The organism is Paractinoplanes rhizophilus, from assembly GCF_042664765.1.
Classification (GTDB): Bacteria; Actinomycetota; Actinomycetes; order Mycobacteriales; family Micromonosporaceae; genus Actinoplanes; species Actinoplanes rhizophilus.
Genome location: NZ_JBHTBJ010000001.1, coordinates 348578 through 370535 on the forward strand (window position 1 = coordinate 348578; position 21958 = coordinate 370535).

Genomic DNA, 21958 nt, shown 5'->3' on the forward strand with positions numbered 1-21958 from the left:
GGCCTTATCTCGCCCGCTCCGTCCTTCGCGTGAGCCCCGCCGTGTCTGCGTCTGAACGCCCGGCGCTGTCCCGCCCCGTCCGCGCGAACGCCCGCTCGCCCGTGTCCTCGCTGCTTCGCCGGTGCGCATGGGACTGTGCCGGGAGCTGTCACATTTTCCGGCCCGGCGGTGCTTCATGGATGTGGACGTTGCAGGGATGTGGTGGGGCGAACGGAAGGGTGGCGTGGCCGTTTTCAGACGACCGGCCGTGCGGAACGACCTCGAGCAGGTCTTCCGCGCCGCCTATCCGCGGGTGGTGGCGGTCGCGGCCCGGGTGCTCGGGTCACGCGACGAGGCCGAGGACGTGGCCCAGGAGGTTTTCCTGAGTTTCGGCCGGTCATCGGTGCCGGGCGACGAGGCGTTGCCGTGGTTGTCGGTCGCCGCGGCGCACGCGGCGCTCAATCATCTGCGGACGGGCCGGCGCCGGGCCGGCCGGGAGAACGCCGCCGGGAACGGCGAAACTTTCTCGCCCGATGTCGCGGACGCGGTGGTCGCTCTCGACGAGCGGCGCCGGGTGCGCGCGGCCCTTTCCCGCCTGCCCCGCAAACAGGCCGTCGCCCTTGTCCTGCGGCACAGCGGGCTCAGCTACGCCGAGGTCGCGGCCGCTCTCGATCTTTCTCCGGCCAGCGTGGGCACCACCGTGCGACGCGCCGAGTCCGCGCTGCGGAAGGAGTTGAACCGTCATGCGTCATCCGAGTGAGGGCACGCTGCGCCGGCTGGTCGACGAGCCGGACGGAGTCCCGGACGCCGCCCGCCACCACGTGCTGGGCTGCGCCGAATGCCGGGCCGGGCTGGCGGCCGCGGAAAGCGACGCGGATCTCGCCGCGCACGCGCTGCACGCCGAGGCCGGCGCCGACGACATCGAGGCCGGCACCGACGTCGACGCGGCCTGGCGGCGACTGTCCGCGACGACCGCGGCGCCGGGAAAGTTTCGCCATCCGGGAAGGAAGTTGCGCAGCCCGATCGTGGCCGGGGTCGCGGCGGCGGTCGTGCTGGCGGGCGCCGGGGCCGCCGCCGCGGCGGACTGGCTGCCGATCTTCCGCGCCGAGCGGGTCACGCCGGTGGTGGTCACCCCGGGCGACCTGGTCGCGCTGCCCGACCTTTCCGCGTACGGGACGGTCGAGCTCACCAAGCCGGCGCGGGTGCGGGCGGTGGACGGCCCGGCGGCGGCGACCGAGGCGACCGGGTTGCCCGTCCCCCAGGTGGGCAAGTTGCCGCGCGGCGTGACCGGGTCGCCGTCGTACCGGGTCGGCGACCGTGCCGTCGCGACCTTCACCTTCCAGGCCGCGAAGGCGGCGCGAACGGCCGCGGCCGCCGGGAAGCCGCTGCCGCCACCCCCGGCGGGCATGGACGGCAGCCAGTTCCGGCTGACCGCCGGGCCGGGCCTGGCCGCGATCTGGGCCGAGGGCCACGGCGTGCCGGCCATGGTCGTCGCCCGGGTCGCCGCGCCGGTCGTCTACTCCACGGGCATCCCGTTCGAGACCGCCCGCGACTACCTGTTGTCCCTGCCCGGACTGCCGGAATCGGTCGCCACTGAGCTGCGCGGGACGGCCGCCCTGTCACTGATCGTCAAGGGTGCCAGCGAGACCACCGCAACCGTCGACGTCAACGGCGTGCCGGCCACCGTCCTGGCGCTCAAGGACGGAACGATGGCCGGCGTGGTCTGGGTGGACGGCGGCTACCTCACCGGCGTGGCCGGCTCGATCTCCGCCGACGAGGCGGTCGGCGTGGCCCGGGGGCTGCGATGGAGCCGATGACCGCGGCGTGGTGCTCGGGCCTGCGCAAGCGCTACCGGCAGCGCACCGCGATCGGCGACGTCTCGCTCACCGTGCGCCGGGGCGAGGTGGTGGGCCTGCTCGGGCCGAACGGCGCCGGCAAGACCACGGTGATCAAGATGCTGCTCGGCCTGGTGCGGCCGGACGCCGGGGAGGTGCTGCTGCTGGGCCGGCCGGGCCGGGACCCGGCCTCGCGGGCCAAGGTCGGTTACCTGCCCGAGCTGTTCCGCTACCAGCCCTGGCTCACCGCGACCGAGGTGCTCGACCTGCACGTACGCCTGGCCGGCGCCGACGTCCCCGCGGCCGCGCGCCGCGAGACCCTGGGCCAGGTCGGCCTCGCCGATCGCGCCGGTGACCGGGTGGGTGGCTTCTCCAAGGGCATGCAGCAGCGGCTCGGACTCGCGGTGGCGCTGGTGTCCCGGCCCGAGCTGGTGGTGCTCGACGAGCCGACCAGCGCGCTCGACCCGATCGGCCGCGCGGACGTGCGCGACCTGCTGGTCGGGCTCCGGGCGCGCGGGGTGGCGGTGCTGCTCAACTCGCACCTGATCGGCGAAGTGGAACGGGTCTGCGACCGGGTCGTCATCCTCGACAAGGGCCGGGTCGCCGCCGCCGGGACGCTGCCCGAACTGCTGGGGCGGCCCGAGGTGCGCCTGCGGCTCGGCAACGTCGGCGAAGAGGCCGAGAAGCGGCTCGGAAACTTCCTGCGCGACGGCGCCGAATACGTCGTGCTCGACGCGGGCGAGGACGAGGTGCCGGCGCTGGTGGCCGACCTGGTCGCGCTGGACGTCCGGATCCACGCGGTCGAGCCCGGCCGGATCACCCTCGAGGAGCGGCTGCTCGACATTCTGCGAGAGGCGAAATGATCAAGACCATCGGCGTCATCGCCGCGCTCACGCTCAAGGAGGCGGCCCGCCGCCGCGTGCTGCGGGCCCTCGCCGCGCTCACCGTGCTCCTGCTCTCGCTCAGCGCCTGGGGATTCTCGCGGATCGACACCGAGTTCGGCGGGCTCACCACCGGCGAGGCCCGCATGGTGGCCTCGATCGTGCTGAACCTCGTCATGTTCGGGCTCTCGCTGATCGCCGCGCTGGGCACCGCGTTCCTGGCCGGGCCCACGCTGTCCGGCGAGTTCGAGTCCGGCATCTCGCTGGCCATGCTGGCCCGCCCGGTGCGCCGGGGGTGGATCCTGCTGGGCAAGTGGCTGGGGCTGGTCGTCTTCGGCAGCGGCTTCGTCGCCGTTGCCGGGCTCGCCCAGCTGATCATCGTGAAGGTGACGGTCGGCTACTGGCCGCCGCACCCGCTGACCGGCCTGGCGCTGCTGGCCGGCCAGGCGACCGTGCTGCTCACGCTGGGCCTGCTGCTGTCGGCCGTGGTCTCACCGATGGCCTCCGGGGTCGTCGCGGTCGGCCTCTTCGGCGCGACCTGGATCGCCGGGGTGGTCGGCACGGTCGGCGAGGACCTCGGCAACGAAAGTGTCGCCCGGGTCGGCACCGTCTCGCGGGCGCTGCTGCCGACCGACGGCCTCTGGCAGGGCACCATGAACGCCTTCCAGGACCCCAGCGCCATGGCGCAGCTCACCTCGGGCGCGGGCGCCTCGCCCTTCATCAGCGCCAACAGCGTGACCCTCGCCTATCTGGCCTGGTCGGCGACCTGGATAGCGCTAATCCTCGGTCTCGCCGGGGTGGCGCTGGCGCGCCGGGACCTGTGACTCCCGGGGATCACCAGGGGGCGGCCGAGGGTGTCCTCCTGGCTCGGCGGCCGGGCGTGCTGCGGAAATCTTTACGCACCGGACAGAAATCCGGAGCGAAAGAAGGAGCAGCCCCGCACCGCCGGGCGCGGCCGGTCAAACGACGAGATCCAGCAGGAACACGCAGATCACGCCGACCACCGAGATGATCGTCTCCATGATCGACCAGGTCTTGATGGTCTGTCCCACGGTCATCCCGAAGTACTCCTTGACCAGCCAGAACCCGGCGTCGTTCACGTGCGAGAAGAACAGCGACCCGCACCCGATCGCCAGCGCCAGCAACGAGATCTCCGGCCGGTCGAGGGTCGCCGCCAGCGGCGCCACGATGCCGGCCGCTGTGATCGTCGCGACCGTCGCCGAGCCCGTCGCCAGCCGGATGCCGACCGCGACCAGCCAGCCCAGCAGCAGCGCGTTGATGTGCGCGTCCTGGGCCGCGTCCGCGACCACGTTGCCCACGCCCGCGTCGACCAGCACCTGCTTGAAGCCGCCGCCCGCCGCGACGATCAGCAGGATGCCGGCGATCGGGGGCAGCGAGCCGCCGAGCACCGCGTTGGTCTCGCGCCGGTCCATGCCCGAGCGCTTCCCGAGCGTCCACATCGCCACCAGCACGCCGATCAGCAGCGCCACCGGCGGGTTGCCGAGCACGTCGAGCGCGCCGCGGAGGCCGTTGCCCTTCTCCAGGGTCAGCTCACCGATCGCCCGCAGCAGCATCAGCACGATCGGCAGCAGCACGGTCAGCACGGCGGCCCAGAAGCCCGGGTTGCGCCGGTCGGCCCGATCCGGCCGGGTCGCGTCCTCCGCGTAGTCCTCGTCGCCGGACGCCGCGCCCGCGCCGACCGGCTCGAGCAGCGCCGGCACCGGCACCCGTACCCGTTTGGCGATGAAGTTGCCGAAGACCGGACCCGCCACGATCACCGTCGGGATCGCGCAGATCAGGCCGAACAGCAGCGTCAGGCCGAGGTCGGCGTTGAGGCTGGAGATCGCGACCAGCGGGCCGGGGTGCGGCGGCACGAGGCCGTGCAGCACCGAGAGGCCGGCCAGCGCCGGGATGCCGATCCGCAGCAGTCCGATGTCGGTACGCCGGGCCACCAGAAGCACGATGGGCACCAGCAGCACCACGCCGACCTCGAAGAACAGCGGCAGGCCCACGAGCGCGGCCACACCGGCCATCGCCCACGGCAGCGCCGAGCCGGAGACCCGCTCGACGATCCGTTTGACGATGCCGTCGGCCCCGCCGGATTCGGCCAGCAGCGCCCCGATCATCGAGCCGAGCGCGATGAGCAGGCCGACGCTGCCGACGGTGCTGCCGAGGCCGTCGGTGAAGGAGGTGACGGTGTCGCCCGGAGCGGCCCCGGCCACGAGGCCGAGGACGGCCGAGCCGAGGATCAGGGCGAGGAAGGGGTGAAACTTCGCCCACGCGATCAGCAGGACGACGGCCGCGATGCCGAGCACCGCGGCGAGCACGAGTTGAGTTTTCCCGGCGTCGGTTATCGCCTCGGCGGCGAGGGGCATCATGCGTGCGCGATACCCCCGCCGGCCGGTTTTCAATCTTGCCAGATTTCGAAGCGGGTAAAAGGAACAATGCCCAGGTCGATCCGGCCGGAGGTGCGCGCCGCGGCGGTCTGCGGCCGGCCGACGCGGCCTGGGCGTTCGCGCCGCGCGCCGGCCTGGCTGTCGCGATCCCGCCGGTCGCGCTCGTCGCCGCCGGCCACCCGGCGTGGGCCGGGGTCGCCACGCCGCCGGCGGCCCGACCCGCCGAGCTCGCGGCGGCGCCCAGGCGCCCACCTCGGAGGCGCGCTCGCGGCGCATCGGAAGCTCCGCTCGACGGCCGCCACCGCGTCGGTCGATGGTTATCCGGCGAGGCCGGCCTTCACGGCGCGGGTCGTGTCGTCGGCGAGGATCTCGGGGCGGCCCTCGGCGACGCCATCCAGGGCCAGCGTGGCGACGACCGCGGGATCGGTCTTCTGGTCGGCCGGGACGTGCGCGGCCATGTCGGTGTCCATGTAGGCCACGTGCAGCGCGGAGACCGCGATGCCGCGGGGTGCGAGCTCATCGCGTACGGCGTCGGTCAGCGCCCAGCCGGCGGCCTTCGCCCCGCTGTACGCGCCCGCGCCCGCCGGGTGGAACCAGGAGAGCACGGACAGCACGTTGAGGATCGCGCCGCCGCCGTTGGCCTCGATGACCGGGACGAACGCCCGGGTCACGGCGAGCGTGCCGTAGTAGTGCGTATCCATCTCGAGGCGGATCAGGTCGAGGTCGCCGTCGATCAGCGATTGGCGGGTGCTCGATCCGGCGTTGTTGATCAGAAGGGTGACATCGCCGGCGATCTTCGCGGCGCGCTCGATCGAAGCGGGGTCGGTGACGTCGATCTGCAGCGGGACGGCGCCGGGCAGGTCGACGGTCTCGGGATCGCGGGCGCCGGCGTACACCTTGGCGCCGCGCTCGAGCAGCTGGGCGGCGAAGTGGCGGCCCAGGCCGCGGTTGGCGCCGGTGACGAGGGCTACGGAGTTCTTCAGGTCCATATGCAATAGATTATGTCCAACATCTAACTCCGGCAAGGTAATAGATGACACACGACATCTATACTGGTGGGCATGGGAAGGGTTTCGCAGGCGCAGGCGAAAGAGAACCGGAAACTTGTCGTCGAGACGGCCGCCCGGCTGTTTCGCGAGCGCGGGGTGGCCGGGGTGAGCGTGGCCGACGTGATGGCCGAGGCCGGGCTGACCCACGGCGGGTTCTACAAGCAGTTCGCCTCGAAGGAGGCCCTGGTGGCCGAGGCGGTCGGGCAGGCCTTCGGGGAGCTCGCCGGCCGACTCGGCGGGACCGACCGGGCAAGTTTCGTGGCCGGATACCTCTCCCCCGAGCACCGCGACGCGCCGGGCGCCGGCTGCCCGGCGGCCGGTTTCGGCGGCGATCTCGCCCACGAGAGCCGGGAGAGCACCGCGGTGCCCGCCTACGCGGCCGGGATCGAGGACTACGCGCGCTGGCTGGGCACGGACGGGCACGAGGACTACGCCGCCGTGGCCACCCTGGTCGGGGCGATGGTGCTGGCCCGGGCGACGGCCGGGACCGAGACCTCGGACCGCCTCCTCGAGGCGGCCCGCGAGCAACTGCTCGGCAAAGCCTGAACCGCCCTCGGGGGAAATTCGCTCGGCGAAGCCTGATCCGCCCGCGCGAAAGTTGCTCAGCAACCTCCCACCCGACCGGCGCGAAAGTTGCCCAGCAGAACCGGACCCGACCGGCGCGGAAGTTGCCCAGCAGAACCGGACCCGACCGGCGCGGAAGTTGCCCAGCGAAGCCCGACCCGACCCGGGCGAAAGTTGCTCAGCGAAGCCTGAACTGCTCCTCGAGCATCTCCAGGGCGGCCTCGACCCGCGCGAAGTCGGCCGCCTCGAAGCCGCCCGTTGCGCCGGGCGGCGCGACCGCCAGCACGACGCCGACCATCGCGCCGGCGACGACGCGGTAGACCAGGTCGTCGGCCGGCTTTCCGTCGCGCTCGGCCAGCGCGGCGGCGAGCATGTCGACCGCCGAGACCGTCTGGTTCATCGCGGCGGCGCGCAGCTCGGGAACCGTCTGGTAGATGCGCTGGCGCCGGCGCTCGCTCTCCCACTCCTGCGGGGTGAGCCGCAGAAACACCGAGCGCATGCCCTCGAGCAGGGCGCGCACCGGGCTGACGCCGGGCGGCTGGGCCTTGATCGCGTCGACGATCAGCGGGTCGTAGTCATCGGTGATGATGACGTCTTCCTTGGTCGGAAAGTATCGGAAGAACGTGCTCTGCGAGACCTCGGCCGCCTCCGCGATCTGGTCCACGGTGGTCGCCGCGTACCCCTGCTCCTCGAACAGTCGCATCGCGTGATCACGGATGGCGGCCCGGGTCTTCGCCTTCTTGCGTTCCCGCAAACCGGCCGGCAGGGACGACGTCATAGTCCCGATTCTGCCAGCACGAGTCGTTCCTCCTCCACCGGCGCGGCGGGCGTGCGGCGCGGGAGCAGCAGCAGCGCGAGGATCGCGCCGGCCGCCGCGATCGCGGCCGCGACCAGCAGGGAAACGTCCATGCCGTGGGTGAAGGCGTCGCGTACGGCGTCGAGCAGCCCCGCATCGTGCGCCTGCGTTGCCACCGTGACGCCGGAGGAGGCGCTCTCGCGCACCGGGCCGGACGAGACGGGCAGTTCGGAGCGGTAGGCGCTGTTGAGGACCGTGCCGAGCACCGCGACGCCGATCGCGCCGCCCACCTGGCGCATCGCCTGGAGCAGGCCGTTGCCGACGCCGCTGCGCTCCGCGGTGAGCGCTCCGAGCGCGGCGTCCATCGACGGCGGGAGCGTGAGGCCGAGCCCGATGCCGGCGACACTTATCCACGCGGCGACGAAACCGTAACCGCTGTCGGCGCCGGTCAGGCTGCCCACGACCATCGCGGCGGTCATCAGGGCCAGGCCACCGGCGATGACGACGCGGTTGCCGGCTCGGGCGGCAACTTTCTCGGCCGTACGGGCGCCGAGCAGCAGGCCGCCGATGATCGGCAGCAGCCGCAGACCCGAACCGAACGCGTCCTGGCCGCCGACCGCCGAGAAGAACTGCGGCAGCGCGAAGAGCAGCCCCAGCATCGCGAAACTGGCGATGGTCGCGAGCACCGCGCCGCCGGTGAAGGCGCGGGAGCGGAACAGGCCGAGGTCGACCAGCGCCGCCGTCGCCTTTCGCTGCCAGGCCACGAACGCGACAAGTAGCGCCCCGCCACCGATCATGGTGGCCAGCGAGCGCGCATCGCCCCAGCCGCGGTCGCCGGCCTCGATGATGCCGTACGTGAGCGCCACCAGGCCGCCCGCCGACAGCAGCACGCCGAGCGGGTCGAAGCGGCGGGCGCGGTCGCCGTGCGATTCGGGCACCCAGAGCGTCACCGCGACCAGCGCGATCGCCACCAGCGGAACGTTGATCAGGAAGACCGAGCCCCACCAGAAGTTGTCGAGCAGCCAGCCGCCGAGCAGCGGGCCGAGCGGGATGCCGAGCGCGCTCCCGGTGAGCCACACCGACAGCGCCTTGGAGCGCTCCTTGTCGTCGAAGAGCACGGTCAGCACGGCGCCGGAAAGCGGCATGAGCACGGCCGCGCCCAGGCCGAGCACGGCGCGGGCGGCGATGAGCTGGCCGGTGGTGACTGACCAGGCGCACGCGGCGGAGGCGGCGCCGAAGACGAAGAGCGCGCCGAGCAGCAGCTTCTTGCGGCCGTAGCGGTCGCCGAGCATGCCGGCCGGGAGCAGCACGGCCGCGAGGACCAGCAGGTAGGCGTTCGTGAACCACTGCAGGTCGCCGGTGGTGGCGTGCAGGTCCCGGCTCAGCGTGGGCAGCGCGACGCTGAGGATCGTGGTGTCCAGCCCGATGGCGAGCGTGGACAGGGCCAGGGCGGCCAGCGCGTACCAGCGCGATTTGGGAGTTGCCATGTTTTGACAGTAGCTGTCACTTCATAGCGGCTGTCAAGTTCTAGGATCGTGATGTGATGAACGACGACGAGGTGCCCGCCTTCTGGGCCGGGCTGGGGCTGCCCGGGCTGTTCGACGTGCATACGCACTTTCTGCCGCCCCGGATGGAGCGCCGGGTGTGGGCCCACTTCGCCATGGCGGGACCCCTGCTCGGACGCCCATGGCCGATCACCTACAAGCTGCGCCTGCCGGAACGGGTCGCGCTGATGGACCGGCTCGGCGTGCGGGTGTTCAGCGCCCTCGCGTACGCCCACAAGCCGGACATGGCCGCCGACCTGAACCGATGGTCGCTGGATTTCGCCGCCCGGACCCCCGGCTGTCTTCGCAGCGCAACTTTCTTCCCCGAGCCCGGCGTGCTCGGCTACACCCGGGCCGCGCTCGCGGCCGGCGCTCAGATCTTCAAGGTGCATCTGCAGGTGGGCGGCTTCGACCCCCGGACGCCCGAGCTGGACGACGTGTGGGGGCGGCTCGCCGAGACCGGCGTCCCGGTCGTCGTGCACGCGGGATCGGGGCCGGTCGCGGCGGGCTTCACCGGGCCGGGACCGATCGGCCAGGTGCTCGCCCGGCACCCGGATCTCGCCGTGATCGTGGCGCATGTCGGGGCGCCGGAATACGACGGATTTCTGTCGCTGGCGGAAACTTATCCGCGAGTCCGGCTCGACACCACCATGGCGTTCACGGATTTCTTCGAGGAGATGGCGCCGTTCCCGCCGGGCCTGCGGCCGCGGCTGCGTTCGCTCGGGCTGAGCGGAAAGGTTCTGCTCGGCAGCGATTTCCCGAACATTCCGTACGCGTACGCGCACCAGCTGGAGTCCCTCGCCCGGCTGGATCTCGGCGAGGACTGGCTACGGGCGGTGTGCTGGGAGAATGCCTGTGACCTGTTCGGTATGACGCCGCGCGGGTGAAGATCCGCGATCCTCGTGCGCGGACGTGTCACGATCATGTAAAGCAGCGCGTCCGGGTCGCGGAAGGGACCGGCATGAAGAAGGCAATCGGCTGGATCGTGCTCATCCTCGTCATCTTCTACATCGGCACGAGCCCCGGCCCCGCCGCCGAGATGGCCCGCAGCATCGGCGACGGCATCGCCGAGGCGTTCCGCGGGATCGGCACGTTCTTCCACGACCTCGCCACCTGAGCCGGCGCCCCGGCGCGCGCGGTGTGCGGGTTGCGCAACTTAACGGGTCGCGCAACTTGGCGGGTGGCCCGACTTAGCGGGTGCGTAACTTAGCGAGTCGCCACGCGCTTTGTGGGCGGCCCGCGGACTGCGGGGAACCCACGCGGACGCGGCGACCCACGTGGGCGCGGCCGACCCACGCGGACGCGGGCGACCCCATGCGGACGCGGGCGACCCACGCGGACGCGGCGACCCACGCGGACGCGGCCGACCCACGCGCACGCGGCCGACCCACGCGGGGCCGCGAGGCTGGCTCGCGGCCCCGGCGGATGATCAGACCGTGCGGGCCAGCCGGTCCGCGAGAAGTTTCGCGAAACGGGCCGGGTCTTCCAGGTCGCCGCCCTCGGCGAGCAGCGCGGTGCCGTACAGAAGCTCCGCCGTCTCCGGCAGCGCCGGGTCGTCCGCGTTCCGCTCGTGGGCCTCGCGCAGCCCGCCGACCAGCGGGTGGCCGGGGTTGAGCTCGAGGATCCGCTTGACCCGCGGCCCCTCCTGGCCCATCGCCCGGTACATCTTCTCCAGCGTCGGCGTGATGTCGTCGGCGTCGCTCACCAGGCAGGCCGCCGAGGTGGTCAGGCGGTGCGACAGCCGGACCTCCTTGACGTTCTCGTCGAGCTTCTCCTTGAGGAAGCCGAGCAGCGGGCCGAAGTCACCCTCGGGCTCGGGCTCCTCTTTGTCCTTGGGCAGGTCGACGTTGCCACGCGCGATCGACTGGAGTTTCTTGCCGTCGTAGTCGGGCACGGCCTCGACCCAGATCTCGTCGACCGGGTCGGTCAGGATCAGCACCTCGTACCCCTGGGCCTGGAACGCCTCCATGTGCGGCGAGTTCTCCACCTGCGAGCGGGACTCCCCGGTCAGGTAGTAGATCTCCTCCTGGCCCTCCTTCATCCGCTCCACGTAGGCGGCGAGGGTGGTCGGCTCGTCGGTGGACGCGGTCGACGCGAACGTCGCCACGTCGAGGATCGCCTTCTGGTTGTCCGGGTCGTTGAGCAGGCCCTCCTTGAGCGCCCGGCCGAACTCGCGCCAGAAAGTGTCGTACTTCTCGCGATTGTTGGTGAGCAGGTCCTTGATCGTGGACAGCACCTTCTTGACCAGCCGGCGGCGGATCATCTGGATGTGCCGGTCCTGCTGCAGAATTTCGCGCGAAATGTTCAGCGAAAGGTCGGCCGCGTCCACGACGCCCTTGACGAAGCGCAGGTAGTCGGGGATGAGCTCCTTGCTGTCGTCCATGATGAAGACACGCTTGACGTACAGCTGCAGGCCGCGCCGGGCGTCCCGCTGGAACAGGTCGTGCGGCGCCCGCGACGGGAGGAACAGCAGCGCCTCGTACTCGAAAGTGCCCTCCGCCTTCATGTTGATGATCTCGAGCGGATCGCTCCAGTCGTGGCTGATGTGCCGGTAGAACTGGTGGTATTCATCGTCGGAGACCTCGGAGCGCGGCCGCGCCCACAGCGCCTTCATCGAGTTGAGCGTCTCCGCGGGCTTGTCGGCGGAGACCAGCCTGATCGGGAACGAGATGAAGTCGGAGTACCGCTTGACGATCTCCTTGATCTTCCACTCGTCGGCGTAGTCGAAGAGGCGGTCCTCCTCGTCCTTGGGCCGCAGGTGCACGGTGACGCTGGTGCCGACCGGCGCGTCCGGCGCATCGTCGATCGTGTACGTGCCCTCGCCCGACGACTCCCACGTCGTGCCGTGTCCTTCGGTGCCCGCCTTTCGGGTGACCAGGGAAACTTTGTCGGCGACCATGAACGTCGAGTAGAACCCCACGCCGAACTGGCCGATCAGTTCCGGGGACTCCTTCGCCTCCTTGAGCTTGGCCAGCAGGTCGGCCGTGCCCGATTTCGCGATCGTCCCGATGAGATCGACCACTTCCTCGTGGGTCATGCCGATGCCGTTGTCGCGCACGGTGAGCGTGCGGGCCTCGGCGTCCGCCTCGATCTCGATGTGCAGGTCGGAGGTATCGGCCTCAAGCCCGTCCTGAAGCGTGGCCAGCCGAAGCTTGTCCAGCGCGTCGGAGGCGTTCGAGATCAGCTCCCGCAGGAAGATGTCCTTGTTCGAATAGATCGAATGAACCATCAGCTGCAGCAGCTGCCGAGCCTCAGCCTGAAACTCCAACGTCTCCATTCCCGCTCTCCAATTTTCGCGGCCGACTTTCGCTCCCCGATGGTATGACCTGAGCGTCACCGGCCCGCGACCCAGGGCCTCTCCGCACGGCGTGGCGCGCCGCCCCCTCCCGCCGCGTCGTCAGCCGACCGGCTGCATGGCGGCCGGCGCCCGATCCCGGACGCGGCGGACGTCGGCCGCGAGCAGGAGCAGTGCGGCGAGCGCGAACACGACGTGGCTGACCACGACGAGCGCCGTGGAGGACTCGATGACCGGGTGCATCAGGAAGCTGTGCCAGACATAGGTGAGCAGCGCCCCACCGGCCGCCGCCAACCGGTGCCGGCCGTCCCAGCCGTCCCGGCCCGACCAGCGGTAGATCGCCGCGGCCGCGCCGGCGAGGGCCGCGATCAGCAGCGGTACGCCCAGGGCGGTGGGCACCCCCTCCCCCACCACGAACATCGCGCCGGCCGCCAGCGCCGTCACCAGCACGACCCACGGCGCCGGCGCAACCGCACCGGGCACAACCGCACCGAGCACGGCATGATCGGCCGGGACGGCATGGTCCGCCGGGAGAGCAGGGTCGGCCGGGACCGCAGGGCCGGCCACCGCGCCGTCTCGCGGCAGGACGGTTGCGGCCGTTCGGGGCCGGGGCACGCGGAACGCCACGACGATCAGCGCCGCCACCACCGCGCCCGTCGTGATCAGCTGCGCCGGGCTCGCCATGAAATGCCCGTCGGCGTACGAGATGCCGAACGTGAACACGGCGCCGGCCGCCGCCAGCACGGCGGCTACCACCAGCCCGGGCACCCGCAGCCACGGCTCAGTGCGGCGGACGGTCCACTCCTCGACCAGCGCGATCGGCACGCTGATGCTCCACACGGTGTGCAGCGTGAGCACGAACAGCGTCCACGGGATCGCGATACCCAGCGCCGGCACGAACCCGTGGTCGAGCAGGTGGGCGTCGAGGTAGTCGGGGTTGAACAGCGACTGCGTCTCCAGCCCCTCCTCGAGCACGCCGTAGGCGAGGGCCAGCAGGATCATCGTGACCCACCCCCGGCCGGCCCGGCGGGTCACCTCCCGCACCAGCACCGCGGCGCCACCGTAGGCGGGCGCCAGCGCGACCAGGAACGGCAGCTGAGCGAGCGTGAAGTCGCCGAGCAGGAACTCGGCCACCAGCGGTGAGAGGAAGAAGAGGGCTATCGCGGGCGCCACCCGACGCATGGACATACCGTGATGCTCACGCCTCGCGACCCGGATCATCCGGGCCGGATGTCACCCCTGCCCGATGACATCCGGCCGACCCGCGACCCTCTGGTCAGCCCGAGGCGGGAACTCGTGGGGCGTGGGCGGGCGGAAGCCGAGGAACGTGGTGACCGACGAGATGAGGGAATCGCCGAACTCGAAGAGCATGAGGGCGAACGGCTCGAACGCCCCGTCCGGTCCGGTCGGGCGCTCCTGCCACAGGGCCGGCTGGCCGTTCGCCGGCTCGGGCACCAGGCGGGCGCCGTGGCACGAGCCGTCCGAGGCCGCCATGACGGCGGCGACCACGTCGCGGCCCTGGATCCACCAGGCGAAGGGCGGCATGGAGTTGATGACGTCCTCCTGCAGGAGGGCGACCAGCGCGGCGACGTCATCGCGGTGGAAGGCGTCGGCGTAGCGCTCGACCAGATCACGCTTGGCGGCGTCGGAGAGGGGGCTGCGTGGCGGCAGGCCGGTCTTGCGCAGGGACGCGCGGGCCCGTTGCAGGGCGCTGGTGACCGAGGGGACGGTCGTCTCGAGCAGGGTGGCGACCTCGTCGGCCGGCCAGCAGAGCACGTCACGCAGGATCAGCACGGCGCGCTGGCGGGGCGGCAGGTGTTGCAGGGCGGCGACGAAGGCCAGGCGGACCGTCTCGCGGCGAACCGCCACGTCGGCGGGGTCGGCATGGGCGGGGTCGGCGTAGGCCGGGTCGGCCAGCGACCGATCGAGGATCGGCAGCACCCAGGCCGACTCGGGCAGCGGCGCGCCCAGATCGCCGCCGGGAACCGCGGTGGAGGCGAAGTCGACGGCACGGGCGCGGCGCCGGGCGGAGCGCAGCATGTCGAGGCAGACGTTGGTGGCGATGCGATAGACCCACGTGCGCAGCGAGGCGCGGGCCGGGTCGTGGTCGCCGCCGTGTTTCCAGGCGCGGAGCAGCGTTTCCTGAGCGGCGTCCTCCGCGTCGGACGGGGAGCCGAGCATCCGGTACGCGAACGCCACCAGCTCCGTGCGCATCGCCGTCAGCTGTGCTTCCATGCCGGGAAAGCTACTCGCCCCCGCCGACAAGAAAACGGGAAAGTTGCTCGCCCCGCCGACATGACATCGGGAAAGTTGCTCGCCCGGCCGACAAGAACATCGGGAAAGTTACTCGCCCCTCGGACAAGAAGGGTCTCGAGGCATGGATGAGCTCGTTGTCCGGCACGCCGGCCCGGAGGACCGCGGACGGATCACCGAAGTGCTGCTGCGCTCCTGGGGCAGCACGACGGTGGTCGCGCACGGGGTGCGCTATGACGCGGCGGATCTGCCCGCGCTGGTCGCGGAGCGCGCGGGCCGGGTCGCCGGGCTTTTGACGTACGCGATCGGGGTCGACGGTTTTGAGGTCGTCACGCTGGACGCGGTCGAGCGGTACGCGGGCGTGGGCACGGCGCTCCTCGACGCCGCGTCGGAGGTGGCGTCCGCGAACGGGCTGGAGCGGATCTGGTTGATCACGACCAACGACAATGTGGATGCGCTCCGGTTCTATCAGCGGCGGGGAATGCGGATCGTCGGGGTGAATCCGGGCGCGGTGGACGAGGCCCGGATGCTGAAGCCGGCCATTCCGCTCGCCGGGGTACACGGCATCGAGATCCACGACGAGATCGTCCTGGCGAAGCGCCTGCCGCGGCGGTGACCGACCCGGAAACCCAGGCCTCGTAGCGAAATTTGGCGAATCGTCCGATCGAGGTTCAGGGGAATGGACAGCGTTTGCCCGAGAACCTCGGATTAGGCACCGAGCGGGTTTTCCGGTCCGCACATCCGACAGAACTGTTGCACTGACGGTTCTTTCGATGTGTGATACGTTCCGGTGCCTTCGTCATCCGGAGACGCATCGACAGGCGTGGCCGTGGGTCGGTGACCGCCATCGCCCGCCCGCGGCCGCGTCGCCGCCACGCGCGGCCGCGTCACCCCCGTGCGCGGCCGCGTCCCCCGGCTCGGAGCCTCACTCGGAGCCTCAGCCGCCGGCCCCGCCAGGTGCCGCCCCCAGCGCTCGGGCGCGCCCCGTCAGATATCGGCGTTCGGGCTCGCTCCCCGCTCCGGCGGCGGCCCGCCGGTAGGCCTCGGCCGCGTCCGAGTCCCGGCCGAGCCGGCGGAGCAGGTCGGCCCGGACGACGTCGCGCACGTGGTGGCGGTCCAGACCGTCGAGGCTCTCGACGAGTTCCAGGGCGAGCGCGGGGCCGTGCACCTCGGCGACCGCCACCGCGCGGTGCAGGGCGACGATCGGCGTCGGCGTGCGGGCGTACAGGTGGTCGTACAGATGAAGGATCTGCGGCCAATCGGTCGCCGCGGCCGTCCGGGCGTCCGCGTGCACGGCGTTGACGGCGGCCTGGAGCTGGTAAGGGCCCGGGCGGTCGCGACGCAGGCAGTCCCGGAGCAGGGATTGCCCCTCGGCGATGAGGGCGCGGTCCCAGAGGCGGCGGTCCTGGTCGGCGAGAAGCACCAGGTCGCCGGTGGCCGAGGTCCGGGCGGGACGGCGGGCCTCGACGAGGAGCATGAGGGCCAGCAGGCCGCGAGCCTCCGGCTCGTCCGGCATCAACCCCACGAGGGTACGGGTCAGCCGGATCGCCTCGGCGGTGAGATCGGGCCGGGTGAGGGTGTCGCCGCCGCTCGCCGCGTACCCCTCGTTGAAGATCAGATAGAGCACGGACAGCACGCCGGCCAGCCGGGCCGGGAGGTCCGCGTCGTGCGGCACGCGATAGGGAATGCCGGCGTCGCGGATCTTGCCCTTGGCCCGGGAGATGCGCTGCGCCATGGTCGGCTCGGCCACCAGGAAGGCCCGGGCGATTTCCGCGGTGGTGAGCCCGCCGAGCAGCCGCAATGTCAGCGCGACCTGGGCGGCGGGCGCCAGCGCCGGGTGACAACAGGTGAAAATGAGCCGCAGCATGTCCTCCTCCCCCGTGTCCACCGGCGCCACCCCGGCCGCCTCGGCCTCCAACCCCGGGCGGGCCGTTTCCCGCCGCAGCCGGTCGATCGCCCGGTTCCGCGCGGTCGTGATGATCCAGCCGGCCGGGCTGGGCGGGATGCCATACTCCGGCCAGCGGCGCACGGCCGCGACGTACGCGTCCTGCACCGCCTCCTCGGCGATGTCGATGTCGCCGAAGTGACGGGTGAGGACCGCGACGGCACGGCCGTACTCCGCGCGGAAGATCCGCTCGATCTCGCTCACACGACCGGCCGGACCTCGATCGCCAGCGGCGGCCGCAGGATCGCCGACATGCGGCGGCCCCATTCCAGCGCCGCGTCCAGGTCGCGCGCCTGGATCACGGTGAAGCCGCCCAGGTGCTCCTTGCCCTCGGCGAACGGCCCGTCGGTCAGCACCCCGTCCCGGATCACGGTCGCGGTGCTCGCCGGATGCAACCCGAGCGCGAAGACCCAGGCCCCGGCGGCCTGCATCTCGGCGTTGAGCTTCCCCAGGTCCACCATGATCGGATCGAGGATCTCGGGCGGCGGCGGGTCGCCGTCGGGCTGGTAGACGCTGAGCAGATACTGCCTCATCGGATCGCTCCTCTCGTGTGTCTCACCCTCTACACGAACGGGCCACCACGCTTCTCGACAGATCGGCCCCGCGGATTCAGCCCATCATGTCCGCGATCGCCGCGTGGTTGTGATAATCGCGCGACTCGACGATCAGGCCGTCACGGATCCGCAGCACCTGGATGTTGGCGAGCCGCTCGCCGCCGGTCTCGTAGTCGAACTCGGCGACGATCAGCTCCGGGTCGGCGGTCTCGTAGACGCGCACATTGCTCGGCGTGAGGCTGATCTGCCCGTCGAACCGCGCGAAATGCTCGCGCACCTCGTCGCGCCCGTGGATCCGGACGGCCCGCGGCCGCATGAACGGCATCTCGACCGACGCGTCCTCCGCGTACAGCAGGTGCAACCGCGAGAAGTCGCCGCTGCCGATGCCGTCGCTGAGCCGCTGGAAGACGTCCCTGGGTGTGCTCATCGTTCCCCCTCGACTAAAGTAGGAGTGTCCACTCCGCTTCCGACTATACGGAGCACGTACTCCGTTTACCACCCGGGATTCGCATGAGCCTGCGCGCCGACGCCCGCCGCAACCGCGCCCGCATCCTCGAGGCCGCCGAGAAGGTGCTGGTCGAGAAGGGCACGACCGCCCCGACCGAGGAGATCGCCCGCGCCGCCGGCGTCGGGATCGGCACCCTGTTCCGCCATTTCCCCACCAAGGAAGAGCTCATCGAGGGCGTCTTCGTCGCGCGCCTGCACCGGCTCGCCGCGGACGCGGCCCGGCTCGCCGAGGATCCCGATCCGGGCGCGGCGCTCGCGTCGTTCCTGCGCCAGGCGGTCGCGCAGGGCGAGGTCAAGAACGCGCTCGCCGCCATGCTGACGTCGGCGGGCGTCGACCTGCACGAGGCGGCGGGCGAGGCGCAGCAGGAGGTCCGGCGGGCGTTGGGCGCGCTGCTGCGCAACGCTCAGGAGTCCGGCGCGGTGCGGCCGGACCTGCGGGTGGCCGATCTGATCGGCCTGCTTGCGGGAGCGTCAAAAGCCATCGAGTACGCCGGGGCGGACGCGTCCTCGCGGGACCGGATCCTGTCGGTGATCCTGGACGGGCTGCGGCCATGATCTCGCACATCCACGTCGAGAAGAACCTCAACCGCAACGCCGCCGCGCGCGGGATGCTGGCCGCGACGTTCGGCCTGGTCGCCGACTCCCCGGCGACGGTCACCACCGGGTGCGGGCTGACCGTGGCGTACGCGATGACCTCGGCCCAGCCGGAGAAGGTGACCTGCCTGCCCTGCCGCGACCACGCGGCCCGCTGGCATCGCGCGGCCGCCGACGACATGCGGTTGCTCGCGCCGGGATCGGCGGGTTTCCCGTCGCGGGATCTCTTCGCCGCCGCGAAGCACCATCGGGAGCAGGCCCGGCGGTTCGGCGGTTAGCCGGCCGGGATTCCGCACCGGTCGGTCATCGGACGAAGAGGAGGAACAGGCCCGCCCAGGTGCAGAGGATCATGAAGAGGACCACCGGCAACTCCTCGGCGAGCACGGCCAGGGTCTGTGTCGAAGGCGGGGCCGGAGCGAGGCGAGGTCCAGGTGTCGACACAGACCTCGAGGGCGGCCGGCCGGGGTTGCCGGCGAGGGCCATGTCGTGGGCGGCGAGGACACCGAGCGCGTGGCCGCCCAGGATCAGCGTCACCTGCAGAACCGAGATCACGTGCGGGTCGGGGACGACATCCCAGGTCGCGCCGTGGGCCAACCCCCATTGCTGGACGAGCAGCAGCGCGCCGCGCGGGCCCTCCACCAGCAGCAGCGTGAGGTAGTGCGCGAGCGTGTAGCCGACCGCGATCGGGATCAGCGAGTTGGTGACGTCCAGGCGGCCCGGCAGCCATCGGACGGCGGCGAAGACGATCCCGCACACGGCCAGCAGACCGGCCGTCGACCACAGCAGCGGCACGCCGGACCGCTGCACGAACCCGGCCCACGCCGGCGACCCGGACGCGCTGTCGAAGATGGTCGAGCCCCACCAGATCGCGAGGAAGGCGGCCCGCCCGGCGCCGGCCGGGTGATCCGCGGTCAGCCCGGAGAGCGGCGGTCGCCATCGCAGCGGGCTCAGCCGCCCGGCGAGATCGGAGTAGACCTCGAGGAAGTCGCCGCGGGCCGGCCATTGGGCGCCGTGGCGCGCGACGAGCGCGAGTTGGACGCCCGCGTATCCGGCGACGCAGAGCCCGAGCACGACCGGATCGGCCCGGCCGAGCGCGACCAGCTCGAGCCAGACGAAGGCGAGAAGGCCGGCCCCGGCCACCCACGACTGGGCGGCCGGGGGCGCCGGGTCGGAGAGGACGGTCGTGGCCGGCGCGGGGCCGGGGACACGCGCCGGTGCCCGGTCCGGGGCGTGCGCGGGCTCGCGCGTTCCGATGTGGAGGAGCTCGGCGAGCGTACGGATCGGGTTGAGCGCTCGCCAGACGGGTCCGAACAGGACGCTCACCGGGATCAGGCCCACCCACAGCCAGACGAAGAGGGCGTGGGCGGCCGGGTTGTGCTCGCGCGGGCCGACGAGGGCCGCGGCGGTCAGGTAGAGGGCGAGCGCCAGCACCAGCAGCCGCAGCGGACGGCGCCACCAGGTCGGGCGAGGGTGGCGTTCGCGAGGGTGGGTCAGGACGGGACGGCGCCACAGCAGGGCCGAGGCCAGGAAGGAGATGACCACGGTGGCCGCGCCGGCCTGGAGGACGAGGTCCAGCGGGAGCGGCAGGTCGGCGGACCGGCCGACGCCGTGGGCGAGCGGGACGAGCAGGTCGGCGGGTCCGTCCGGGAACGCGGCGGTCATGCGGGATCTCCGGTGGCGGCAGGCCGCGTGGCGGCCTGCGCGGCGGCGAGGGTGCGCAGGACCGAGGCGCCGGCCACGGCCGCGCCGGCGCCGCCGGACAGGGCGAGGAGCACCAGGAGGCGTTCGAGCAGGTCCGGCCCGGCGAACGGGAGCACCGCCCGGTGGAAGGACGTCACGTCGGGCAGCACGAAGACCGCGGTCAGCGCGGCGCCGGCGCAGACGGCGAGCAGGCCCGCCGGGCGGCCCCGGAGGGCGGCCACCGCGCCCCCGAGGATCAGGGGCCAGGCCAGAAGGTTGATGCCGGCGGCGTTCAGGAACGTGCCGAGCACCGGCGCCGAGACGACCTCCATGGTGGAGCCGAGAACGTGGGCCACGGAGGCGGCCATGGCGGTGAGGGCGGTGGCGGCCAGGAGCAGGTCGGGACGGCCGGAACGGCGGCAGAGGATCGGGACGGCCGCGGCGAGGGCGACGGCGGCCGCCCACCACAGGGCGGCCGGGGGCGATGGGTGGCCCTCCAGGAGGCCGGTGACGGTCACCGGGGAGCCGGCCACGCCCAGCGTCAGCGACCAGGGCCGGGAATCGCCGGCGGCGACCTTCTTGCCGACCGGTGAGGTGCGGGTGTCGGGCCACGTCGCGGTGTGGCCGGGCGGGATCACGGCGGGAACGGCCGGGCCGCCGCCGGGCGGGACGGTGACCGGCGAGGACGTGGAATTGACCAGGCGAAGCTTGGCGCCCTCCTCGATGGCGGCGACCGACAGGCCGGGCACCGGCGGGGACACCGACACCACCCGGCTGCGCGCGTCGGTGGCCACCAGGCCGCCGGCGTGGGCGAGCGCCGGCGAGACCCAGCCGGCCACGACGATGCCGGCGAGCACGAGCAGCAGAGCGGAGCGACGGACGACGGTCACGAAGCGGCGCTCTCCGAGGCGGAAGAGGGCTGAGCGGCTTCAGACGGCTGAGCGGCTTCAGACGGCTGAGCGGCTTCAGACGGCTGAGCGGCTTCAGACGGCTGAGCGGCGGCGGGCTGAGCGGCGGAAGGCTGGGCGGGCGGCCGGACGTTGCGAGCCACCAGGACCGTCGCGGCGCCGGTCAGCGCGACGTAGGTCAGCAGGCCGCTGACGACGTGGACGTTCCAGCCGACGCCCACCTTCACGTCGGCCACGACGAACAGGGCGCCCCACACCAGCGGCGGCGCGACCAGGCCCAGGAGCAGCCACGCGATGGCCGGCGGCGCCGGGATCAGCGGCGCGACCACGCGGATCACCAGCTCGGCGCCGGCCGCGGCGGCGGCGACGGTGAGCGACATCCACCACGGCTCCTCGGACAGGAACATCAGGTGCATGGCCAGCGCGGGCAGGGCCACCAGCACGGTGGGCACGCCGGGCGGCAGCGGCCACCGCCGGCCGATCAGGACGATCGGCAGCAGCAGGAGCACGGTGGTGAAGACATAGCCGTGGAAGATCTGGGCGTCCGTCGAATAGATGCGTACGGGGTTCTCGCCCCGTCCGAAATAGATCGTCCCGAGGACGTTCGCGTGCAACGAGTAGATGTGCAGCGGCAGGACGGTGAGCAGCGCCGAGATCGTCACCAGGGCGCCGTCGGCGAGGCCGAGCCGCGGGGTGCTGGTCATCAGGGCGGGGCCGGCGGCGACCAGCACCATGCCGAGGATGATGAGCTCGTGGCTGGGGCTGACGAAGATCTCCAGGCCCTGCTCGATGCCGAAGACGTTGTGCCACAGCGTGTCGATGCCGCCGCCGACCAGCAGGAAAGCCATGCCGAGGATCGGCACGCGCAGCGCGTTCGGCAGGGCCAGGACACTTTCGTACGTGGGGATGCGCGGCAGCCTCGGCCGCAGCAGCCACACCAGGGTCAGCCCGGACACGGCGATGCCGGAGTAGAGCACCGCGTGCCACGGCGTCCAAAAAGTTTCCAGCTCGGGGGTGGTGGCGTGCGCGTACGCGTCGAGCTGGAGTCCGGTGACCAGCCAGGCGCTCGCCACCAGCATGATCCAGCGCTCGCGGGCGGAGAACGCGGCGACGGCCGGCGAAGAAGGCACGATGATCTCCTCGGGACACGGGCACGGGCGGCCGGACCACATCAACTT

Annotated in this window: 24 protein-coding genes; 10 read left to right on the forward strand and 14 right to left on the reverse strand. The window is 72.1% G+C overall.

The features are described from left to right. Positions 1-247: 247 nt before the first annotated feature. From ACFQS1_RS01530 to ACFQS1_RS01545, 4 genes are read left to right on the forward strand one after another with little or no spacing between them, the layout of a single operon-like run. A complete protein-coding gene (locus ACFQS1_RS01530) occupies positions 248-739 on the forward strand; it encodes a sigma-70 family RNA polymerase sigma factor (protein ID WP_378964031.1) in 492 nt (163 codons plus the stop codon). Continuing rightward, complete coding sequence (locus tag ACFQS1_RS01535; protein ID WP_378964032.1) at positions 723-1796, forward strand: hypothetical protein; 1074 nt, start codon at positions 723-725, stop codon at positions 1794-1796. The genes ACFQS1_RS01530 and ACFQS1_RS01535 overlap by 17 nt, the downstream gene beginning before the upstream one ends. After that, positions 1793-2677 carry an ABC transporter ATP-binding protein gene (locus ACFQS1_RS01540; protein WP_378964033.1) on the forward strand — a complete coding sequence of 295 codons (885 nt, stop codon included), beginning with the start codon at positions 1793-1795 and terminating at the stop codon, positions 2675-2677. Before ACFQS1_RS01535 ends, ACFQS1_RS01540 begins: the two co-directional genes overlap by 4 nt. Next, positions 2674-3519: an ABC transporter permease subunit gene (locus ACFQS1_RS01545; RefSeq protein ID WP_378964035.1), complete on the forward strand. Its 846-nt coding sequence runs from the start codon at positions 2674-2676 to the stop codon at positions 3517-3519. Before ACFQS1_RS01540 ends, ACFQS1_RS01545 begins: the two co-directional genes overlap by 4 nt. A 135-nt stretch (positions 3520-3654) precedes the next feature. On the opposite strand, the gene ACFQS1_RS01550 is transcribed toward ACFQS1_RS01545, so the two are convergent. The 3 genes from ACFQS1_RS01550 to ACFQS1_RS01560 form a co-directional block, all read right to left on the reverse strand. Further along, positions 3655-5073, reverse strand: a complete 1419-nt coding sequence (locus ACFQS1_RS01550; RefSeq protein WP_378964036.1) for a GntP family permease — start codon at positions 5071-5073, stop codon at positions 3655-3657. Positions 5074-5102: 29 nt separating this feature from the next. Continuing rightward, entirely contained in the window at positions 5103-5270 is a 168-nt protein-coding gene (locus ACFQS1_RS01555) for a hypothetical protein (RefSeq protein ID WP_378964037.1), read from the reverse strand. A 138-nt stretch (positions 5271-5408) separates the two neighbouring features. Next, complete coding sequence (locus ACFQS1_RS01560; protein ID WP_378964039.1) at positions 5409-6080, reverse strand: SDR family oxidoreductase; 672 nt, start codon at positions 6078-6080, stop codon at positions 5409-5411. Between the two features lie 72 nt (positions 6081-6152). On the opposite strand from ACFQS1_RS01560, the gene ACFQS1_RS01565 reads away from it, so the two are divergent. Beyond that, positions 6153-6686, forward strand: a complete 534-nt coding sequence (locus tag ACFQS1_RS01565; protein WP_378964040.1) for a TetR/AcrR family transcriptional regulator — start codon at positions 6153-6155, stop codon at positions 6684-6686. A gap of 196 nt (positions 6687-6882) precedes the next feature. Here ACFQS1_RS01565 and ACFQS1_RS01570 read toward each other — a convergent pair whose 3' ends face one another. Further along, the gene (locus ACFQS1_RS01570; protein WP_378964041.1) at positions 6883-7482 is read right to left on the reverse strand and encodes an acyl-CoA-like ligand-binding transcription factor; all 600 of its coding nucleotides are present in this window, start codon (positions 7480-7482) and stop codon (positions 6883-6885) included. Then, positions 7479-8987, reverse strand: coding sequence for an MFS transporter (locus ACFQS1_RS01575; protein ID WP_378964042.1), 1509 nt, complete (start codon positions 8985-8987; stop codon positions 7479-7481). The genes ACFQS1_RS01570 and ACFQS1_RS01575 overlap by 4 nt, the downstream gene beginning before the upstream one ends. A gap of 56 nt (positions 8988-9043) precedes the next feature. Here ACFQS1_RS01575 and ACFQS1_RS01580 point away from each other — a divergent pair, with 56 nt between their 5' ends. Next, a complete protein-coding gene (locus tag ACFQS1_RS01580; protein WP_378964044.1) occupies positions 9044-9931 on the forward strand; it encodes an amidohydrolase family protein in 888 nt (295 codons plus the stop codon). 74 nt (positions 9932-10005) lie between these two features. Then, positions 10006-10161, forward strand: a complete 156-nt coding sequence (locus tag ACFQS1_RS01585) for a hypothetical protein (RefSeq protein WP_378964045.1) — start codon at positions 10006-10008, stop codon at positions 10159-10161. A gap of 312 nt (positions 10162-10473) precedes the next feature. Here the strand turns inward: ACFQS1_RS01585 and htpG are convergent, their stop codons facing one another. The 3 genes from htpG to ACFQS1_RS01600 form a co-directional block, all read right to left on the reverse strand. Beyond that, entirely contained in the window at positions 10474-12321 is a 1848-nt protein-coding gene (htpG, locus tag ACFQS1_RS01590; protein ID WP_378964046.1) for a molecular chaperone HtpG, read from the reverse strand. A gap of 120 nt (positions 12322-12441) precedes the next feature. After that, positions 12442-13527, reverse strand: a complete 1086-nt coding sequence (locus ACFQS1_RS01595; protein WP_378964047.1) for a hypothetical protein — start codon at positions 13525-13527, stop codon at positions 12442-12444. Positions 13528-13572: 45 nt separating this feature from the next. Next, on the reverse strand, positions 13573-14574 hold the full coding sequence (locus ACFQS1_RS01600) for an RNA polymerase subunit sigma-70 (protein WP_378964048.1): 1002 nt from the start codon (positions 14572-14574) through the stop codon (positions 13573-13575). A gap of 142 nt (positions 14575-14716) precedes the next feature. Here ACFQS1_RS01600 and ACFQS1_RS01605 point away from each other — a divergent pair, with 142 nt between their 5' ends. Next, complete coding sequence (locus ACFQS1_RS01605; protein ID WP_378964050.1) at positions 14717-15208, forward strand: GNAT family N-acetyltransferase; 492 nt, start codon at positions 14717-14719, stop codon at positions 15206-15208. 321 nt (positions 15209-15529) lie between these two features. On the opposite strand, the gene ACFQS1_RS01610 is transcribed toward ACFQS1_RS01605, so the two are convergent. From ACFQS1_RS01610 to ACFQS1_RS01620, 3 genes are all read right to left on the reverse strand, one after another. Further along, positions 15530-16741, reverse strand: a complete 1212-nt coding sequence (locus ACFQS1_RS01610; RefSeq protein WP_378964051.1) for an RNA polymerase sigma factor — start codon at positions 16739-16741, stop codon at positions 15530-15532. Then, complete coding sequence (locus ACFQS1_RS01615; protein WP_378964052.1) at positions 16738-17070, reverse strand: YciI family protein; 333 nt, start codon at positions 17068-17070, stop codon at positions 16738-16740. Before ACFQS1_RS01615 ends, ACFQS1_RS01610 begins: the two co-directional genes overlap by 4 nt. A 76-nt stretch (positions 17071-17146) precedes the next feature. Beyond that, the gene (locus ACFQS1_RS01620) at positions 17147-17518 is read right to left on the reverse strand and encodes a nuclear transport factor 2 family protein (RefSeq protein WP_378964053.1); all 372 of its coding nucleotides are present in this window, start codon (positions 17516-17518) and stop codon (positions 17147-17149) included. Between the two features lie 83 nt (positions 17519-17601). Here ACFQS1_RS01620 and ACFQS1_RS01625 point away from each other — a divergent pair, with 83 nt between their 5' ends. Then, positions 17602-18153 carry a TetR/AcrR family transcriptional regulator gene (locus tag ACFQS1_RS01625; RefSeq protein ID WP_378964054.1) on the forward strand — a complete coding sequence of 184 codons (552 nt, stop codon included), beginning with the start codon at positions 17602-17604 and terminating at the stop codon, positions 18151-18153. Continuing rightward, on the forward strand, positions 18150-18470 hold the full coding sequence (locus tag ACFQS1_RS01630) for a hypothetical protein (protein ID WP_378964055.1): 321 nt from the start codon (positions 18150-18152) through the stop codon (positions 18468-18470). The genes ACFQS1_RS01625 and ACFQS1_RS01630 overlap by 4 nt, the downstream gene beginning before the upstream one ends. Before the next feature lie 25 nt (positions 18471-18495). On the opposite strand, the gene ACFQS1_RS01635 is transcribed toward ACFQS1_RS01630, so the two are convergent. From ACFQS1_RS01635 to ACFQS1_RS01645, 3 genes are read right to left on the reverse strand one after another with little or no spacing between them, the layout of a single operon-like run. Next, on the reverse strand, positions 18496-19854 hold the full coding sequence (locus tag ACFQS1_RS01635) for a hypothetical protein (RefSeq protein WP_378964057.1): 1359 nt from the start codon (positions 19852-19854) through the stop codon (positions 18496-18498). Then, entirely contained in the window at positions 19851-20762 is a 912-nt protein-coding gene (locus ACFQS1_RS01640; protein ID WP_378964058.1) for a hypothetical protein, read from the reverse strand. Before ACFQS1_RS01640 ends, ACFQS1_RS01635 begins: the two co-directional genes overlap by 4 nt. Next, on the reverse strand, positions 20759-21910 hold the full coding sequence (locus ACFQS1_RS01645) for a hypothetical protein (RefSeq protein WP_378964059.1): 1152 nt from the start codon (positions 21908-21910) through the stop codon (positions 20759-20761). The genes ACFQS1_RS01640 and ACFQS1_RS01645 overlap by 4 nt, the downstream gene beginning before the upstream one ends. Between the last annotated feature and the right edge of the window lie 48 nt (positions 21911-21958).

Coding starts and splice junctions, on each gene's coding strand:
- ACFQS1_RS01545 (WP_378964035.1), top strand. CDS start 2,674: ATGATCAAGACCATCGGCGTCATCGCCGCGCTCACGCTCAAGGAGGCG.
- ACFQS1_RS01540 (WP_378964033.1), top strand. CDS start 1,793: ATGACCGCGGCGTGGTGCTCGGGCCTGCGCAAGCGCTACCGGCAGCGC.
- ACFQS1_RS01635 (WP_378964057.1), bottom strand. CDS start 19,854: ATGACCGCCGCGTTCCCGGACGGACCCGCCGACCTGCTCGTCCCGCTC.
- ACFQS1_RS01630 (WP_378964055.1), top strand. CDS start 18,150: ATGATCTCGCACATCCACGTCGAGAAGAACCTCAACCGCAACGCCGCC.
- ACFQS1_RS01535 (WP_378964032.1), top strand. CDS start 723: ATGCGTCATCCGAGTGAGGGCACGCTGCGCCGGCTGGTCGACGAGCCG.
- ACFQS1_RS01600 (WP_378964048.1), bottom strand. CDS start 14,574: ATGGAAGCACAGCTGACGGCGATGCGCACGGAGCTGGTGGCGTTCGCG.
- ACFQS1_RS01605 (WP_378964050.1), top strand. CDS start 14,717: ATGGATGAGCTCGTTGTCCGGCACGCCGGCCCGGAGGACCGCGGACGG.
- ACFQS1_RS01570 (WP_378964041.1), bottom strand. CDS start 7,482: ATGACGTCGTCCCTGCCGGCCGGTTTGCGGGAACGCAAGAAGGCGAAG.
- ACFQS1_RS01585 (WP_378964045.1), top strand. CDS start 10,006: ATGAAGAAGGCAATCGGCTGGATCGTGCTCATCCTCGTCATCTTCTAC.
- htpG (WP_378964046.1), bottom strand. CDS start 12,321: ATGGAGACGTTGGAGTTTCAGGCTGAGGCTCGGCAGCTGCTGCAGCTG.
- ACFQS1_RS01565 (WP_378964040.1), top strand. CDS start 6,153: ATGGGAAGGGTTTCGCAGGCGCAGGCGAAAGAGAACCGGAAACTTGTC.
- ACFQS1_RS01550 (WP_378964036.1), bottom strand. CDS start 5,073: ATGATGCCCCTCGCCGCCGAGGCGATAACCGACGCCGGGAAAACTCAA.
- ACFQS1_RS01620 (WP_378964053.1), bottom strand. CDS start 17,518: ATGAGCACACCCAGGGACGTCTTCCAGCGGCTCAGCGACGGCATCGGC.
- ACFQS1_RS01595 (WP_378964047.1), bottom strand. CDS start 13,527: ATGTCCATGCGTCGGGTGGCGCCCGCGATAGCCCTCTTCTTCCTCTCA.
- ACFQS1_RS01560 (WP_378964039.1), bottom strand. CDS start 6,080: ATGGACCTGAAGAACTCCGTAGCCCTCGTCACCGGCGCCAACCGCGGC.
- ACFQS1_RS01615 (WP_378964052.1), bottom strand. CDS start 17,070: ATGAGGCAGTATCTGCTCAGCGTCTACCAGCCCGACGGCGACCCGCCG.
- ACFQS1_RS01625 (WP_378964054.1), top strand. CDS start 17,602: ATGAGCCTGCGCGCCGACGCCCGCCGCAACCGCGCCCGCATCCTCGAG.
- ACFQS1_RS01580 (WP_378964044.1), top strand. CDS start 9,044: ATGAACGACGACGAGGTGCCCGCCTTCTGGGCCGGGCTGGGGCTGCCC.
- ACFQS1_RS01575 (WP_378964042.1), bottom strand. CDS start 8,987: ATGGCAACTCCCAAATCGCGCTGGTACGCGCTGGCCGCCCTGGCCCTG.